The following is a 14,240-nucleotide window of genomic DNA, read 5'->3' as shown; positions in this document are numbered from 1 at the left end:
CTTTTAAATTTAAGAATATGAGTTATTCACAATTTATCATGGCTGTATTTGCCATTTATGTAGTTTACTACGCTGCAAACATCCTGTATGATGCTTTCCTAAAGCAAAGCAAAACCAATACAGGTGAAGAAGAAGAAATTATTTCAATAGGAGAGGAAGAAGAAATACCTCACAAAGTTGTAGATGAAGATTTTGAAACAGGCTCATACGAAAAAGAGGATGAAAAAAAAGAATCTGAACAGAATTATGTATCTGTAAATGAATCTATTGAAATGGAAGTTGAAACACAAGGTATTCCAATGGAACAACTTCTTGCTAAAGGGAAAAGCATGTTTTCACACGTAAATTTTAACAAATAAACAACTAATTTTTATTCAAATGAAAAAGTTTTTTTCAAAAATTGCTCAAAGAGCATTCGCTTTAGCCATTAGCATAATGGTAGTAACTAACACTTTTGCACAAGGTGCTGCGGGAATTGATGCGGCCAGCTCTGAACTTGCAACCTACATGGACCCCCTAGGAAACATGATGATGATACTAGGAGGTATAATAGGATTAATTGGGGCAGTGCGAGTTTATTTAAAATGGAACTCTGGTGACCAAGATGTACAAAAGGCTGTTATGGGCTGGATGGGGTCATGTATCTTCCTCGTTGTATCAGGTGTTGTCGTAAAAGCATTCTTCGGAATCTAATATGTCAAAAGAGCATCTTAGTTACAATGTATATAAGGGGCTACAAAAGCCCCTTATTTTCAAAGGATTTAAAGGCAAGTTCATTTATATCGGTGGAGCTTGTATTATTAGTGCTTTACTTTTATGTGCTATTGTTTCTACTCTAGCTTCTTTCATGTGGGGAGGCATAACGCTTGTAATAGTTATGTTTGGAGGGTTAGGAATAACATCAAAATTACAAAGAAAAGGACTTCACAAGAAAGATAAACGAAAAGGCATATATATAGTATCACGCACTTTTGTAAGAGATAGAAAAAAATAAAGCTTATGAAAAAGAAAAGTGAATTTGAAGCTCCTTATATTGGTATTGAAACAATAGACAATACTCCTATATTTTATAACCGAAGGGGCGACTATTCTGTTATCATTAAATGTGAAAATCCTATAATACAGTATTCAGCAGATATGGATGCTTACTATGATTTTCACCACTTATTTACTAATATCCTCAAAGTATTAGGAACTGGATATACAATACAAAAACAGGATATTCTATGTAAAAAATCATTTTTACCACCCCAGAATAGGAAGAACGACTATTTATCAAATCGTTATTTTGAACATTTTAAAGGACGAATATATACTGATATTTCTACTTATCTTGTTATTACAGGAGAAGCAGAAAGGTCTAAATTCTTTTCTTTTGACCCTCGAAGGTTTGATACTTTTATTAGAAATATCACAAAAGTATTAGGACTATTCGCTAATAGAGGAATAAGAGCTAAACTATTAAATGAAAATGAAATAGAAATATATATAAAAAGATTTCTATCTATCAATTTCAATCAGCAAACAGTAAGCCTAAAAAATATCAAAGCAAGAGAAGAAAATCTTATAATTGGAGAAAAAAACGTACAGTGCATTTCTCTTGTAGATATTGACGAAGTTAATTTTCCTTCTATTATAAAACCATATAAAGAGGTCAATATTGGGCTAAGATTTCCTGTTGACTTACTCTCTTTTTTGCATGATACACCAAGTATAGACACAATTATCTATAATCAAGTAATAAATATTCCAGACCAACGAAACGAAGCAAACAAATTAGAAGGCAAAAAGAAAAAACATAAAGGAATGCCTGACCCTGCAAATGATTTATGTGTAAAAGACATAGAACGAGTGCAGTCGGATATTGCCAGAGAAGGGCAAATGCTTGTATATGCACATTATAATATCATTCTTGCTGGTCTTGATGATATTAGTAAGGCTATCAACTATGTTGAAACATCTCTTTTTGATTGTGGCATTATTATTAATAAACAATGCTTCAACCAATTAGAATTATTCGAATGTGCACTGCCAGGAAACGCAATCAACCTAAACAGTTATGACAAATTTCTAACAACTTCCGATGCTGCAATTTGTCTTTTGTTTAAGGAAAAATTACAAGTAACAGAAAACAGCCCTTTTCTTACTTATTTTACAGACAGACAAGGATTGCCTGTTGGAATAGATATGTCCGGGAAAGAAGGTGAGAAAAAATATACAAATAACTCCAACTTCTTTGTTTTAGGTCCAAGTGGTTCTGGTAAGTCTTTCTATGTCAACTCCAAAGTAAGACAATGGGTTTTAGATAACACTGATATTGTATTGGTAGATACAGGGCATAGTTATTCAGGAATGTGCGAATACTATCATGGCAAATACATTACTTATTCTGAAAGCAAGCCTATATCTATGAATCCTTTCCGAATTACTGAAGAAGAGTATAATGTAGAAAAGAAAAACTTTCTTAAATCATTAATTTTCCTGATATGGAAAGGTGCAAATGGTGAGGTCAAAAAGCAAGAAGAAGAAATTATGGATATTACCATAGAAAAATACTATTCATTCTACTTTCATCCTTTCAACGGCTATTCAGATGCAGAAAAAGAAGCCATACGTGAAAATTTGCTACTTGAATTTCAAGTCAACGCAGAAGAATTTGAAAACGAAAGGGAAAAAGAAGAACGTAAGATACTTTCTGAAAAAATAGATAAATTGCAACAATTGGTAGAAAAAGGAGAAGGTGGAGAAAAAACTAACGCAGAAAGAGCGATACAAAACATTCTCATTGAAAAAGGCTTCACACGCCAAGAGCTTGATAATCCTGAAACCAGATTGCTTTCTGTCATAGAAAGACGCATCCAAAAGAAAGAAGATATACTGAAAGAAATAAAAGTTGAAAGTTTATCTTTTAACTCATTCTATGAATTTTCTCTACGCATTATACCTATCATTTGCAAAGAGAACAAGATTGATTTTGACATTACTAACTATAAGTTTCTACTAAAAAAATTCTACAAAGGAGGACAGTTAGAAAAAACTCTTAATGAAGATTTTGATACTTCCCTCTTTGAAGAACCCTTTATAGTTTTTGAAATTGATGCGATTAAAGATGACCCTGAACTATTCCCAATAGTTACCTTAATTATTATGGACGTTTTTATCCAAAAAATGCGATTAAAAAAGAACAGAAAGGCATTAATAATTGAAGAAGCTTGGAAGGCCATAGCCAGCCCTATGATGGCAGGATACATACTCTATTTGTATAAAACAGTACGCAAATTTTGGGGTATGGCAATGGTTGTTACTCAGGAACTGGAAGACATAATTAGTAATCCAGTAGTCAAAAACTCTATTATCAGCAACTCTGATATTATATGTCTGTTAGACCAAAGTAAATTTATAGACAAATATCAAGAAATCGCCAATCTTTTATCCTTAACGGAAGTAAATCAAAAACAAATATTTACTATCAATCAACTTCCCAATAAGGAAAATCGAAATCGGTTCAACGAAGTTTTTATAAAAAGAGGTAACTATGGTAATGTATTTGGAGTAGAGGTTTCTTTACACGAATATTTTACATTTACTACAGAAAGAATCGAGAAAGATGCTGTTGGATATTATCATATCATTTACGATAGTTTTCAAACAGGGTTGGATAATTTTATAATAGACCTAAAAGCTTCCAAATTAAAAAATACGGATTGGGTTTTACAAGTCAATAAGGTACTAGGGTATCACTCCGATGAAGGAAACTTAAAAGATATACTTAACATCATAGGGCAACAGCCATTATATAAGTATATCCCAGATAAATACAAATGGCTTACAAACCGTTAAAGATAAATGTCATGACAAAGATCCTATTTATTTTAGTGGTAGCATCCACTTTAACCCAATTTGCATATTCGCAAAAGGCAGTATTGGATATAACCTGCATGGAAACACTTATAGCTAATCATAAGGTGCAACATACTTCTTTCTCTAAAGTGAAAGATAATGAAACTCAAATAAGCCTTATACAAAAGCAAATCAGTGAAAAAATGGTTCAGATTGAATTTTTCCAAAGCAAATTTTACAATAGCCTAAAATCTGTAGAAGCCATCATAAAAACAGGAAAAGATATTATCTACTGCACTGATATTGCAGCAGATATTGGAAAATATCAAAAACAAATGGTTGAACTTGCTGTAGGTGACCCGGCTTTATTATTGGTGTCAGCAAAAACACAATTAGAATTAGTTAATCGTACTGCGGATTTGACACAATACATTTATCAGGTCGCCATTGTCGGGACTGATGTAAACCTTATGGATAATAAGCAAAGAATAGACTTGCTTAAGTATGTTATTAATGAACTAAGAAACATGAGAGGTATTGCATACTCTGTATGCCGACAAATGAGAACAGCAAAAAGAAATGGAGTATTACAAACATTAGCTCCGGGAGTATTTAAATACAAAGACAATCGTTCAAAATTAGTTGATGATTTATTACAGAATTATAAAGTAAAACCTAAAAGATAATATGAAAAGAGTGCTTTTATTTTTTTCCCTAATGTTGATTATTGGTACTTCTAATGTCTTTTCCCAAATGCCAGTAAAGGATAAGGGAAAATGGAGTGTGCTTAATAACATGGAGTTTATGGATAGGGTACGGCTACAACCGGAATACTATCATTACTGGATATGGTATAAAAAAGTCTTAGGCATTAAAATTCCTTTAGTCGGTTTAGGATTACACGACAAATACGGGAAACAGGATAGGCGTAACTTTCAGCTACAAGAAGTTCCAATGATGGCAGTCGTAAAATATAATAAATCCGTAACCGAAAAAGAAGGCTCTAAAGTTGATACCATTTATAAACAGGAACTTTTCAAATTTGGCGATAAAACGATTGATTATCAGTACACTTTAACAAAGAATCGAAGAAATGATATTCTCAATGATATAAACAAAAAGCTCGTTGAATATTCTTCTACTAACGGTAATAAAGAACATATCAAAGTTATAACCGATGAAGTTACTAGAATAAAAAAGAACATAGAGATAATCCATGATTCACATATGAGTAACTCCAAAAAGAGAGAAGCCTATTTAGATTTTGATAAAGAGCTAATAGAGGTTCTTTCACTAATAACAAGATTGAATAATATAAATAAAACAATAATGAACCATGAATGAATTAATAGATCAATACTTATTTGAATTATTTGATGGACTAAGAGATAAGACAACTGTCCTATTTGGAGAGTTCATAGCAGATGCACAGGCATTAGCAGCAATCTTTATGTTACTATATTTTGGAGTGGAAAGTTTCAAAATGATGAGTGGGGACAAAAAATTAGAGATTATTCCATTATTGCGCCCATTCGCACTAGGATTAGTTCTTATGTTCTGGATTCCTTTTATTAACTTGATAAGTTATCCCGGAGAAGTACTTACAGCACAAAGTAAGGCAATGTTTACAAATCAGCTAGATGAAGTAGAGTTACTCTCTCGTAATAGGTATGCACTTATTGATAGCGTTGCTGTAGAATTATTACATACCTCAATTCTTGTTGAAAGAGCCGAAAATGAAGTTCAGGATAAAAAATGGTATGATTTTAGCATAGACTTTTCAGCTATTGGAGATAAGATAGCTGGATTATATGTGTATGTAGTCGCTAAGGCCAAAATGATAATGTTTAATATCATTGAATTTATTGTTGTTACGTTTTGGCAAGTATGTACCTATTTTGTCTTTTTCCTACAAATTATATTCACAGGAATACTAGTTATCCTTGGTCCACTAGCTTTTGCATTCTCTGTTTTACCAGCATTTCGGGATGCTTATATACAATGGATTGCTCGTTTTGTCAGTGTTAGTTTATATTCATGTATTGCATATATAGTACTATCAATTTCCTTAGTAGTAATGCAATATGGGATAGAAAGAGAAATTGAAATTTTAGAATATGCGCTTAGAAATGAAGCTGCATTTGTTATGTATGTCGGAATGACTTCCGGAGGTGTCAATAGCTTCCTTCTCACAGCATTACTTGGAGCATTTTCCATGCTTACAATACCTTTTGTTTCTACATGGATTGTAAGTACAACTGGAGTAGGGCAAGCGGTAGGAGGTATGGTTGGAGGAGCAGCAATTGCAACCAAAGCCATAGCAGCTCCGGCTACAGGTGGAGCAAGTGCAGCGATGTAAAAAAATTCATAAACTTTTAAACACACGTAATCATGATTATTAAAAACTTAGAAAATAAAATTAAACTAGCCGGAATTTTATCTATTGGCTGTTTTGCAACTAGTATAGTTATTTCCGGTATGGTACTAGCTTTTTGTTTCTCTTTAGTAAAAGCGGAAAGAAAGAAAATATATGTCTTGGATAATGATGTACCTGTATTAGTGAAACAAACAGGTACAGAAGTCAACTTGGAAGTAGAATGTAAAAGCCACATAAATCTATTCCACACTTTATTTTTCACATTACCACCAGACGATGAATTTATAAAATACAACATGGAAAAAGCCATGTATCTAATTGATGATAGTGGATTAAAACAATATAACAACTTAAAAGAAAAAGGATATTTCAACACTATTTTAGCAAGTTCTGCAACTGTAACAATCATGACAGATAGTATTAAGATAGATATGAACAACCTATCTTTTAAATACTATGGCATCCAACGTATAGAACGAGAAACATCCATTCTAAAAAGGCAACTTGTAACTACAGGGAAATTAAGACAAATTCCACGTACTGAAAATAATCCTCATGGGCTTATTATCACAGATTGGAAAACGATACTCAATAAAGACCTAGATTATAAAGTAAAAAAGAATTTCTAATGAAACTGTTTAAACATAAAAAGAATGATAGAAAAGAAAAGATCAAGACTAAAGCCGAACAAGCTACAGTTATTCTTCTTACTAAAATATTTCAAAGATTCGGAGTTAATAACGCTTGTGAACGCTTATTAGCATGGGCAGACATACACCACAAAGTAATGTTTGGAATTACGATTTCATTTCTTTCTTTAGTTACATTTCTATCAATAGTAATGCGTCCATCGAGAAAAGCAATGCAAGTTTTCAACGAAGAAAAGAACAAAAGACAAATTAGCATTGACAGCCGCCTACAAAAAAAACAAATAGGAGTTGGCGATTTGTTAGAAGTAATTAAAATGCAAAATGAAATTAATGAACTAAGAAAGAATGGGAAATTAACTCCAGAAGACACTTTGCGAATAAAAGATTTATATAATAAATTAAATAAATAGCGTATGAAACAGATTGATATTAAAAAGCCCAAGTACATCATTCCTATACTCATCCTACCTTTTATTCTAGGAATAGGATGGTTAATTAAGGATATGGTAAACTCTGCCCCAGCAGAGGAAACTACATTAGTAGAAACGGAAGAATTAAATCTTGATATTCCTGATGCTAATTTAGAAAAGAGAGAGATAAAAAGTAAATTTGAATCACTTAAAGGAGCTTTCAAAAAATCTTCTGATTATTCATCCATACAAACCATAGATAAAGAAGAAGAAGTTAGTGAAATAGAAAGTTATGGTTCTCTTTACTCCAATGATGAAATAAGGCAAATTGACAGTTTAAATCAGGCTTCTAAAATCCGAGAAAAGGAATTGGAGCAACAAATCAAAGGGCTTCCTACTATAGATGAATCAAGTCAAACAGAAACAAGGAAAGCCCCTGAAAAATCCAAGATGCAAGAAGAAATGGAACTGTTTAAAATGCAAATGGCTTATATAGATTCATTGCAAAATCCACGTCCTAGAACACCTCAAAAAAAACAAGATGAAAAGCCAAAAGAAAAGGCTATAGAAGTTGTAAAAGCGAAAAATCCCGCAGAAGTATATTTCAATACTGTAGGGAAAGAACAAAAAACTTCACTAATCACAGCCATATTAGATGAAACTTTAAAAGTAACAGATGGCAGCCGAGTACGCATACGGCTTCTAGATGATATAATGATTAATGACGCTCTTTTAACTAAAGGAACTTACCTATATGGGAATGTATCTGGCTTTAAGGCTCAAAGAGTACACATTAATATTTCCTCTATAATGGTTGATGGTAAACAAATGAAAGTAGATTTATCTGTATATGATAATGACGGACAAGAAGGCTTCTTTGTTCCTTCATCAGCTTTTAGAGATTTAAGTAAAGATGTTGGGTCGCAAATAGGTAGCCAAACAATACAAATGAATAGTCAATCAGAAGGAGTAGAACAGTTTGCTTTAGGTGCTTTACAAGATGTTTACCGTAGTACAACCCAAGCTCTTTCTAAAAACATCAAAAAAAACAAAGCCAAATTAAAATATAATACACAAGTTTTTTTAGTAAATAACAAAGATAAAGAACAATAATATGAGAAAGATTTTTATTGCATTATGCACAATGGTTTCTGTTATTACAGGAAATGCACAGAACACCCCTATTGGAGAAAATATCGAGCTTGCAGGTGAGAACCCAGAAGAACTAAAGGTTATATACATCAACAAAGATGTTTCAACGCATTTTATAGCAATGGAAGATATAAAATACGTTGATATATCGGTCAATGATATTGTTGGCGATATTCCTACTGGTAACTCTCTTAGAATAAAGCCCACAAAAGAAGGAGCCAGTGGAGTTATCACCATTGTTACAGAAAGATTTTTTGTACAATATATGTTAGTATATAGTAGCGACTTAGCGAAAGCATACACTCGCTTTAATATCCCTTATGCTGATTTACGTAGCTATATGAATCCAGAAGTGAATTTAACCAAAGCACAAATGTATGATTACGCACATAGAATGTTTATTTCAAAAAATAAATTCTATGATGTTTCCAGCACAAGTAACCTAATGAAAATTGTGCTAAACAATATCTACACATTAGACAAGTATTTCTTTATTGATATTTCTATGATTAATAAAACAAAAATACGATATGATATAGACCAAATACGCTTTAAAATCGAAGATAAAAAACAAACAAAGGCTACTAATTTTCAATCTATAGAAATACTTCCATTGATGCAAGTTAATAAGAATCTTGTTTTCAAGAAAAATTATCGGAATATTTTTGTATTTGAAAAATTTACTTTTCCAGACGAAAAAGTCCTTACCATAGAAATATCTGAAAAACAGATTTCAGGACGTACTATAACATTAAGAATTGATTATGCAGACATTCTTCATGCAGATGCTTTTACTGAATAAAATTTTACGATTATGAAAAGAATAGCATTTCTTGTTATCACCTTATTTTTTTCCCTAAAGTCAATGGCTGGTGATGGTGATAAGTTTTTTAATATTTCAGGAGGTTGGCAATGGAAAAATACCGTCAATGCAGTTGTAGGGCTGGAGTTTGAAGGTAAATATCACAATGCTTATGAACTATATATTGATTTAGCTACAGCATATGATAAATGCCCGGTATGTAATAAGGTATGCTCTGATAGTTTCTGGAGCTATAAAACATTCGGCATAGGTGCAGCATATAAACCTACAATCTCACGAGGCAAAAACAGTAATTTAAGATGGCGGTTTGGAGCAGATTTAGGAGCTAACAGAAAAGGGTTTCAGGCTTCCATTGATATAGGTTTAGAATATAGCTATTCATTTAGAAATGGAATGCAAGTCTTTGTAATGCAAAAAAATGATTTTGTCTTTTGGACACGTGACCATTTCCGAAATGGATTATTAGTAGGTGTCAAATTTCCAATAAATAATTAAGTATGAAAAAAATATATATAATTCTATTATCCATTATAGGGGTAATATCATCATGTACAAAACACGAAGATATTATAGACACATCATTACAGCCGGGTAGTATCTTATGTAGTGATGGAAGTATAGTGCATCCCTCACTTTTTTCACCCAATGAAAAAGAAGCCATTGGAGTTGTATTTTGGTGTAATGATGGGAATAATCCTGATATAAAAGAAACCGCTTATGCCGTTTCATTAGAAGATTTAGAAGAAAATCCTTTAATAGATACAGACGAGGATATAGCTAATGTTTCGGAAGATGAAAACAGCTTTGATGGAGCAGCTAATACTGCCGCAATAATGAACTTTGCTATAAAAGATAGTTTAGCTTATCCAGCAGCTCAAAAAGCTATAGAATACGCACCAAAAGGTGTTACAGGTTGGTTTATTGGCTCTATCGCACAAAACAAAGCAATCTCTAATAATCTTGAAAAGGTATATTCTTCTTTCTCAATCATTGGAGGAACGCACTTTGATGGTTGGTACTGGAGTTCTACAGAAGATGGAGCAGGAAAAGATACTCCTAAAGTGTTTGCACTAATTTCTTCATTAACAAAAGGAAGAGCAACCAGTACAAGCAAAAGAAATTCATTTAAAATCAGACCTATTATAGCAATAAGATAATCATGAAAAAGAAAATAATTATACTAGCAGCCTTCGTTGTTACATTTTTTACCGCATGTACTTCAACGCATATGATAACTTTCAGTAACGCTGAACTAAGCGACAAAGAAAAAGACATGATAGAAAATAATAGTAACTATTCAACCGCTTCAATAGTTGGTGGAAGTGCAAAATTAGTTAAAGAAGAAAGAGATAAAGCTATCCAAGAAAAGATAGAAGCTAGAAGAAATAAACTAAAAGCTATTGATGGCTTATCAATCTCCAGCTATAAAGATAAAAATGGAAAAGAACAGTTTAAAGCAACAGCTCAAAGTGAAATCCTATTCAAATTTGATTCATATGAATTAAATGAAGAAGCTCAAAAAATGCTTTCTGACTTATGTAATATCATTACTGAAATACCCAATACTAAGATTAAAATAATTGGGCATACTGACAATATAGGAGAAAAACAATACAATATCATACTTTCTAAAAATAGAGCAGCAGCAGTAGGAAATTACCTTAGAACCGCTGGTATAGAAACAAACAACATAACAGAAGATGGAAAAGGATATAGCGAACCCATTGCAGACAATACAAGTGAAGCTGGACGTGCTAAAAATAGGAGAGTAGAAATATTTATCACAAATGATGAATATTAAAAAGAGAGATTTCTATTAACAAAGACCGGGAGGTTAAACTCTCGGTCTTTGTTTTATAGTCTGGAAAGAAATTGATACCGTACTTTTCGGAGTTCCGGCACTGATGGGCAAACATGGCATGATGAAATGATACCGAATTATCATGCTCGATATGTTCTGAAGAACGCCTTTTTGATACCAAATACAAAAAGCTGCCGGAAGCCGGACACAAAAAATTGATACCATAAAACTATAGGGAAAAAGAACAAAGAGAAAACACTATATATAAATAATATATGAATATATAATATATGAACCTATAAACATATAATATATGATTAATATACTCCACTTCCAGAAAGAGCAACACGAAGAATCTTCTTTTCCCTAAAGTTCTTTGTGTCGTTTCTCTCTATATCTGAATACAGAAAAACGGCTGCATCATAAAAGAAACGATACCGACACCATTCAGGAACTATCGCCCATCAGCAAAAGGATTGCATCTAATTGATACCTTTTCTGCCTGCACTGGAGAGAAACCGGGAAGGTATTTGATACCGTACTTTTCCGGGTTCTGCCCGGCATGGACGATAAGAGAACATTATTATGATACCAAAAACTTTAGGGAAAAATAAAACTTCGGCAGTCTATAAACCTAAAACTATTTTTAACAAAAATAATTGTCCTATTATTTGCGACATTTATAGAAAATCACTATCTTTGAGTATTGAAAATAAAGAGATAAACAAACCTTTAAAGCTGGTTTGGCTGCCAGTATAAAGAACAGCAAACAAAATTATGAATATCTTAAGATTTCTTTTAAGTAGCTTTTTATGGGCTATGGGTGGAATTTTTGTATTAGCAATCTATGCGAGTCTATTTGATTTTTATTTGCATTGCAATAGTAGGATTAACCATCTACTACAGAAAATCCATAATAAAAATGTACGCAGAAATCTTTAATGAGTTAGGAATTAATAAGTATGTTATACAAATTAAAAATCTAAAGAAATACAAAGAACCTATTTACAAACTAATCAATACAATAGGTCTATGATGATTGTTTTTTCTCTATCTTTGCTAAAGACATCAGCAAGATAGCTATATAAAATTAGAAAATAAATAGTTATGGAAACTAATCAAACATATCAAAATGAACTTGGTTCGGCTATGCTCCCATTTGTTATGAGAGAATTGGTTGATACAGTCATGAAAAGAAAAACGCTACCTTTAGAAGATGCGTTATACTATATATATTCTTCCAATTTGTACAAGGCATTATTGGACGAGAATACAAAACTATGGTATTCAAGTACATTATCACTTTATGAAGCATTAGAAAAAGAGAAAACAGAACAGAAGAAAGTACAAAAGGACAATCCAAAGATATTGCTTTTTCAAATGTTTTGTGCTGAAAATTACAGGGAAACTAAAAATATAAGTGCTAAAGAAACTCTTTTGCTGTTTTCCAATCATGGCGTTTTTGAATTTCTATATGAAAATTTTGAAATGCTGCACACACAAGATACAGAGTATATATTAGATACTATAATAACTTATATCAATAAAAAGGCATGAAACTATATCACGGCTCAACAGTTACCGTCAAATCCCCTAATATACAGAAAGGGCGTAAAGCTACTGACTTTGGAAAAGGATTCTATACGACAACTAATTTTGAACAGGCTAAGAAGTGGGCAATACTCAAAAGAAATCGGGAACATGGTAAAAAAGCGGTCGTTTCAGTTTATGAAGTCCCCGATAATATTCTTGATAGAGAGTTTTCAGTCCTTCGATTTGATGGGGCTACAAAAGAGTGGCTGGAGTTTGTAGTTAATAACCGCAGAGGAAAAGGAAAAAACAGCTATGATTTAATAATGGGACCCGTTGCCAATGACCAGTTATATGCAACAATCCGGCTTTATGAACAAGGTGTTGTTACGGCTGATGCAGCGATTGAAATGCTAAAGACCCATAAGCTTTTTAACCAACTTTCATTTCATACAGTGAAAGTTATTCCATTATTAAAATTCACAGAATCTATTGAAGTATAAATCATAAAACTATAATGAACCATGAATAAAGAAATGAGCTTGGATGTTGCGCTCGACATTATCGGGACACTCCGCATGATGAAGATAGATGAAATATCAGAAGAGAAGGATGAAAACAGAAAAAAAATACTGCAAAAAGAACTTTCTGTTCTCAACACAGAAGAAAAAATAGCAAATGGATTGTTGCAGTTTGAAGTTTCTGAAAATGTGCGCTTATCAGTCATGGATAAGATACAAAACTATTACGCACCTAAATTGAAAGCATATTATGCAACGCTATGAAGTAGAAGCCATCTTTGAACAAAAAAAAGATGGCTTATTTGAGGACATCAATATATCATCACAAAAGCCTATTGCTATAATCTTAGGTGGACAACCAGCTTGCGGAAAAAGCACTCTTATAAATGTTGCAAAGAAAGACCATCCTAACTTAGATTTTCTCACTGTTAATGGTGACCTTTACAGACAGTTTCACCCCAATAAGGAACTAATAAAAGACCCTATTAAATACCCCATTGAAACCCAGATTTTTTCTAGCGTTTTTACAGAAAAACTAATAGAAGAAGCCATTAAACGGAAATGCAATATTATTATAGAAGGAACTATGAGAAATCCAGATGTACCTTTAAAGACAGCACAAAAATTTAAAGATGCAGGATTTAGAGTTGAAGCATATATTATTGCAGCCCCCAAGGAGTTTACCCAACTAGGACTTTACAACAGGTATCAAGAAGAAGTACTAAGTAAAGGACAAGGACGATTAGCCGATATTGATTCACATAACAAAGCCGTAAATGGACTAATGAAATCTGCAAATCAATTATACAGTGATAAGGCTGTAGATAAGATTTCTATCCACACCTACTTAGCGAAAGAAAGAATTAAAGATTTCAATCTAGTAAATGGTGAATGGAGTTGCAAAAGTATGCCATCTATTTTTATAGATGAAAGTCGTTCAAAACAGATGAAGAATAAAGAAATACTTAACACTAACATTCAAAGAGGAAAAGAGCTTATTGAATCCGTAACGAATCCTGAAGTAAAAAAAGGAATGAAAGAAGCTCTGTCACAACTTCAATCTTCACTAGAAAAAGTTCAAAGACAAGAAAAAGGATTAAAAAAAGGTTTCTTCTGATTCTTCCAAAAAGAGAGGA

18 protein-coding genes are annotated in these 14,240 nt (G+C 32.5%); all 18 read left to right on the top strand.

The annotated features are described in order from the left end of the window. The first annotated feature begins 17 nt into the window (after nt 1-17). The 18 genes from BF9343_RS21560 (at nt 18) to BF9343_RS21470 (ending at nt 14,221) form a co-directional block, all read left to right on the top strand. Nucleotides 18-359, top strand: coding sequence for a hypothetical protein (locus BF9343_RS21560; RefSeq protein WP_007559113.1), 342 nt, complete (start codon nt 18-20; stop codon nt 357-359). 19 nt (nt 360-378) lie between these two features. Further along, entirely contained in the window at nt 379-693 is a 315-nt protein-coding gene (locus BF9343_RS21555; protein WP_008765224.1) for a DUF4134 domain-containing protein, read from the top strand. A gap of 1 nt (nt 694) precedes the next feature. Continuing rightward, complete coding sequence (locus BF9343_RS21550) at nt 695-994, top strand: DUF4133 domain-containing protein (protein WP_008765223.1); 300 nt, start codon at nt 695-697, stop codon at nt 992-994. Between the two features lie 5 nt (nt 995-999). After that, nucleotides 1,000-3,840 (top strand): TraG/VirB4 family ATPase, encoded by a 2,841-nt coding sequence (locus tag BF9343_RS21545; protein WP_011264158.1) that lies wholly within the window; start codon nt 1,000-1,002, stop codon nt 3,838-3,840. 11 nt (nt 3,841-3,851) lie between these two features. Continuing rightward, nucleotides 3,852-4,526 (top strand): hypothetical protein, encoded by a 675-nt coding sequence (locus BF9343_RS21540; RefSeq protein WP_032840796.1) that lies wholly within the window; start codon nt 3,852-3,854, stop codon nt 4,524-4,526. Between the two features lies 1 nt (nt 4,527). Beyond that, the gene (locus BF9343_RS21535; protein WP_011264157.1) at nt 4,528-5,184 is read left to right on the top strand and encodes a hypothetical protein; all 657 of its coding nucleotides are present in this window, start codon (nt 4,528-4,530) and stop codon (nt 5,182-5,184) included. After that, nucleotides 5,177-6,199, top strand: a complete 1,023-nt coding sequence (locus tag BF9343_RS21530; RefSeq protein ID WP_008765219.1) for a plasmid transfer protein — start codon at nt 5,177-5,179, stop codon at nt 6,197-6,199. The genes BF9343_RS21535 and BF9343_RS21530 overlap by 8 nt, the downstream gene beginning before the upstream one ends. 32 nt (nt 6,200-6,231) lie before the next feature. Continuing rightward, the gene (gene traK / locus BF9343_RS21525) at nt 6,232-6,846 is read left to right on the top strand and encodes a conjugative transposon protein TraK (protein WP_008765218.1); all 615 of its coding nucleotides are present in this window, start codon (nt 6,232-6,234) and stop codon (nt 6,844-6,846) included. Next, on the top strand, nt 6,846-7,277 hold the full coding sequence (locus BF9343_RS21520; RefSeq protein WP_011264156.1) for a hypothetical protein: 432 nt from the start codon (nt 6,846-6,848) through the stop codon (nt 7,275-7,277). Before traK ends, BF9343_RS21520 begins: the two co-directional genes overlap by 1 nt. A 3-nt stretch (nt 7,278-7,280) precedes the next feature. Beyond that, nucleotides 7,281-8,390: a conjugative transposon protein TraM gene (gene traM / locus BF9343_RS21515; RefSeq protein WP_008765216.1), complete on the top strand. Its 1,110-nt coding sequence runs from the start codon at nt 7,281-7,283 to the stop codon at nt 8,388-8,390. Between the two features lies 1 nt (nt 8,391). Further along, on the top strand, nt 8,392-9,231 hold the full coding sequence (gene traN / locus BF9343_RS21510) for a conjugative transposon protein TraN (protein WP_008765215.1): 840 nt from the start codon (nt 8,392-8,394) through the stop codon (nt 9,229-9,231). A gap of 12 nt (nt 9,232-9,243) precedes the next feature. Beyond that, nucleotides 9,244-9,747: a hypothetical protein gene (locus BF9343_RS21505; protein ID WP_007559132.1), complete on the top strand. Its 504-nt coding sequence runs from the start codon at nt 9,244-9,246 to the stop codon at nt 9,745-9,747. Between the two features lie 2 nt (nt 9,748-9,749). Further along, the gene (locus BF9343_RS21500) at nt 9,750-10,409 is read left to right on the top strand and encodes a hypothetical protein (RefSeq protein WP_007559134.1); all 660 of its coding nucleotides are present in this window, start codon (nt 9,750-9,752) and stop codon (nt 10,407-10,409) included. 2 nt (nt 10,410-10,411) lie between these two features. Further along, entirely contained in the window at nt 10,412-11,053 is a 642-nt protein-coding gene (locus BF9343_RS21495) for an OmpA family protein (RefSeq protein WP_004295385.1), read from the top strand. A 1,107-nt stretch (nt 11,054-12,160) separates the two neighbouring features. Then, nucleotides 12,161-12,610 carry a DUF3791 domain-containing protein gene (locus tag BF9343_RS21485; RefSeq protein ID WP_004295329.1) on the top strand — a complete coding sequence of 150 codons (450 nt, stop codon included), beginning with the start codon at nt 12,161-12,163 and terminating at the stop codon, nt 12,608-12,610. Continuing rightward, a complete protein-coding gene (locus BF9343_RS21480; RefSeq protein WP_005647329.1) occupies nt 12,607-13,086 on the top strand; it encodes a DUF3990 domain-containing protein in 480 nt (159 codons plus the stop codon). Before BF9343_RS21485 ends, BF9343_RS21480 begins: the two co-directional genes overlap by 4 nt. A 21-nt stretch (nt 13,087-13,107) precedes the next feature. Continuing rightward, on the top strand, nt 13,108-13,368 hold the full coding sequence (locus BF9343_RS21475; protein ID WP_005647331.1) for a hypothetical protein: 261 nt from the start codon (nt 13,108-13,110) through the stop codon (nt 13,366-13,368). Further along, complete coding sequence (locus tag BF9343_RS21470; RefSeq protein WP_008765240.1) at nt 13,355-14,221, top strand: zeta toxin family protein; 867 nt, start codon at nt 13,355-13,357, stop codon at nt 14,219-14,221. Before BF9343_RS21475 ends, BF9343_RS21470 begins: the two co-directional genes overlap by 14 nt. Nucleotides 14,222-14,240 lie beyond the last annotated feature (19 nt).

The sequence above is a fragment of the Bacteroides fragilis NCTC 9343 genome (assembly GCF_000025985.1).
Classification (GTDB): domain Bacteria; phylum Bacteroidota; class Bacteroidia; order Bacteroidales; family Bacteroidaceae; genus Bacteroides; species Bacteroides fragilis.
Note: the sequence above shows the minus strand (reverse complement) of the source record. Positions and strands in the feature narration are given on the sequence as shown.

Coding starts and splice junctions, on each gene's coding strand:
- BF9343_RS21560 (WP_007559113.1), top strand. CDS start 18: ATGAGTTATTCACAATTTATCATGGCTGTATTTGCCATTTATGTAGTT.
- BF9343_RS21555 (WP_008765224.1), top strand. CDS start 379: ATGAAAAAGTTTTTTTCAAAAATTGCTCAAAGAGCATTCGCTTTAGCC.
- BF9343_RS21550 (WP_008765223.1), top strand. CDS start 695: ATGTCAAAAGAGCATCTTAGTTACAATGTATATAAGGGGCTACAAAAG.
- BF9343_RS21545 (WP_011264158.1), top strand. CDS start 1,000: ATGAAAAAGAAAAGTGAATTTGAAGCTCCTTATATTGGTATTGAAACA.
- BF9343_RS21540 (WP_032840796.1), top strand. CDS start 3,852: ATGACAAAGATCCTATTTATTTTAGTGGTAGCATCCACTTTAACCCAA.
- BF9343_RS21535 (WP_011264157.1), top strand. CDS start 4,528: ATGAAAAGAGTGCTTTTATTTTTTTCCCTAATGTTGATTATTGGTACT.
- BF9343_RS21530 (WP_008765219.1), top strand. CDS start 5,177: ATGAATGAATTAATAGATCAATACTTATTTGAATTATTTGATGGACTA.
- traK (WP_008765218.1), top strand. CDS start 6,232: ATGATTATTAAAAACTTAGAAAATAAAATTAAACTAGCCGGAATTTTA.
- BF9343_RS21520 (WP_011264156.1), top strand. CDS start 6,846: ATGAAACTGTTTAAACATAAAAAGAATGATAGAAAAGAAAAGATCAAG.
- traM (WP_008765216.1), top strand. CDS start 7,281: ATGAAACAGATTGATATTAAAAAGCCCAAGTACATCATTCCTATACTC.
- traN (WP_008765215.1), top strand. CDS start 8,392: ATGAGAAAGATTTTTATTGCATTATGCACAATGGTTTCTGTTATTACA.
- BF9343_RS21505 (WP_007559132.1), top strand. CDS start 9,244: ATGAAAAGAATAGCATTTCTTGTTATCACCTTATTTTTTTCCCTAAAG.
- BF9343_RS21500 (WP_007559134.1), top strand. CDS start 9,750: ATGAAAAAAATATATATAATTCTATTATCCATTATAGGGGTAATATCA.
- BF9343_RS21495 (WP_004295385.1), top strand. CDS start 10,412: ATGAAAAAGAAAATAATTATACTAGCAGCCTTCGTTGTTACATTTTTT.
- BF9343_RS21485 (WP_004295329.1), top strand. CDS start 12,161: ATGGAAACTAATCAAACATATCAAAATGAACTTGGTTCGGCTATGCTC.
- BF9343_RS21480 (WP_005647329.1), top strand. CDS start 12,607: ATGAAACTATATCACGGCTCAACAGTTACCGTCAAATCCCCTAATATA.
- BF9343_RS21475 (WP_005647331.1), top strand. CDS start 13,108: ATGAATAAAGAAATGAGCTTGGATGTTGCGCTCGACATTATCGGGACA.
- BF9343_RS21470 (WP_008765240.1), top strand. CDS start 13,355: ATGCAACGCTATGAAGTAGAAGCCATCTTTGAACAAAAAAAAGATGGC.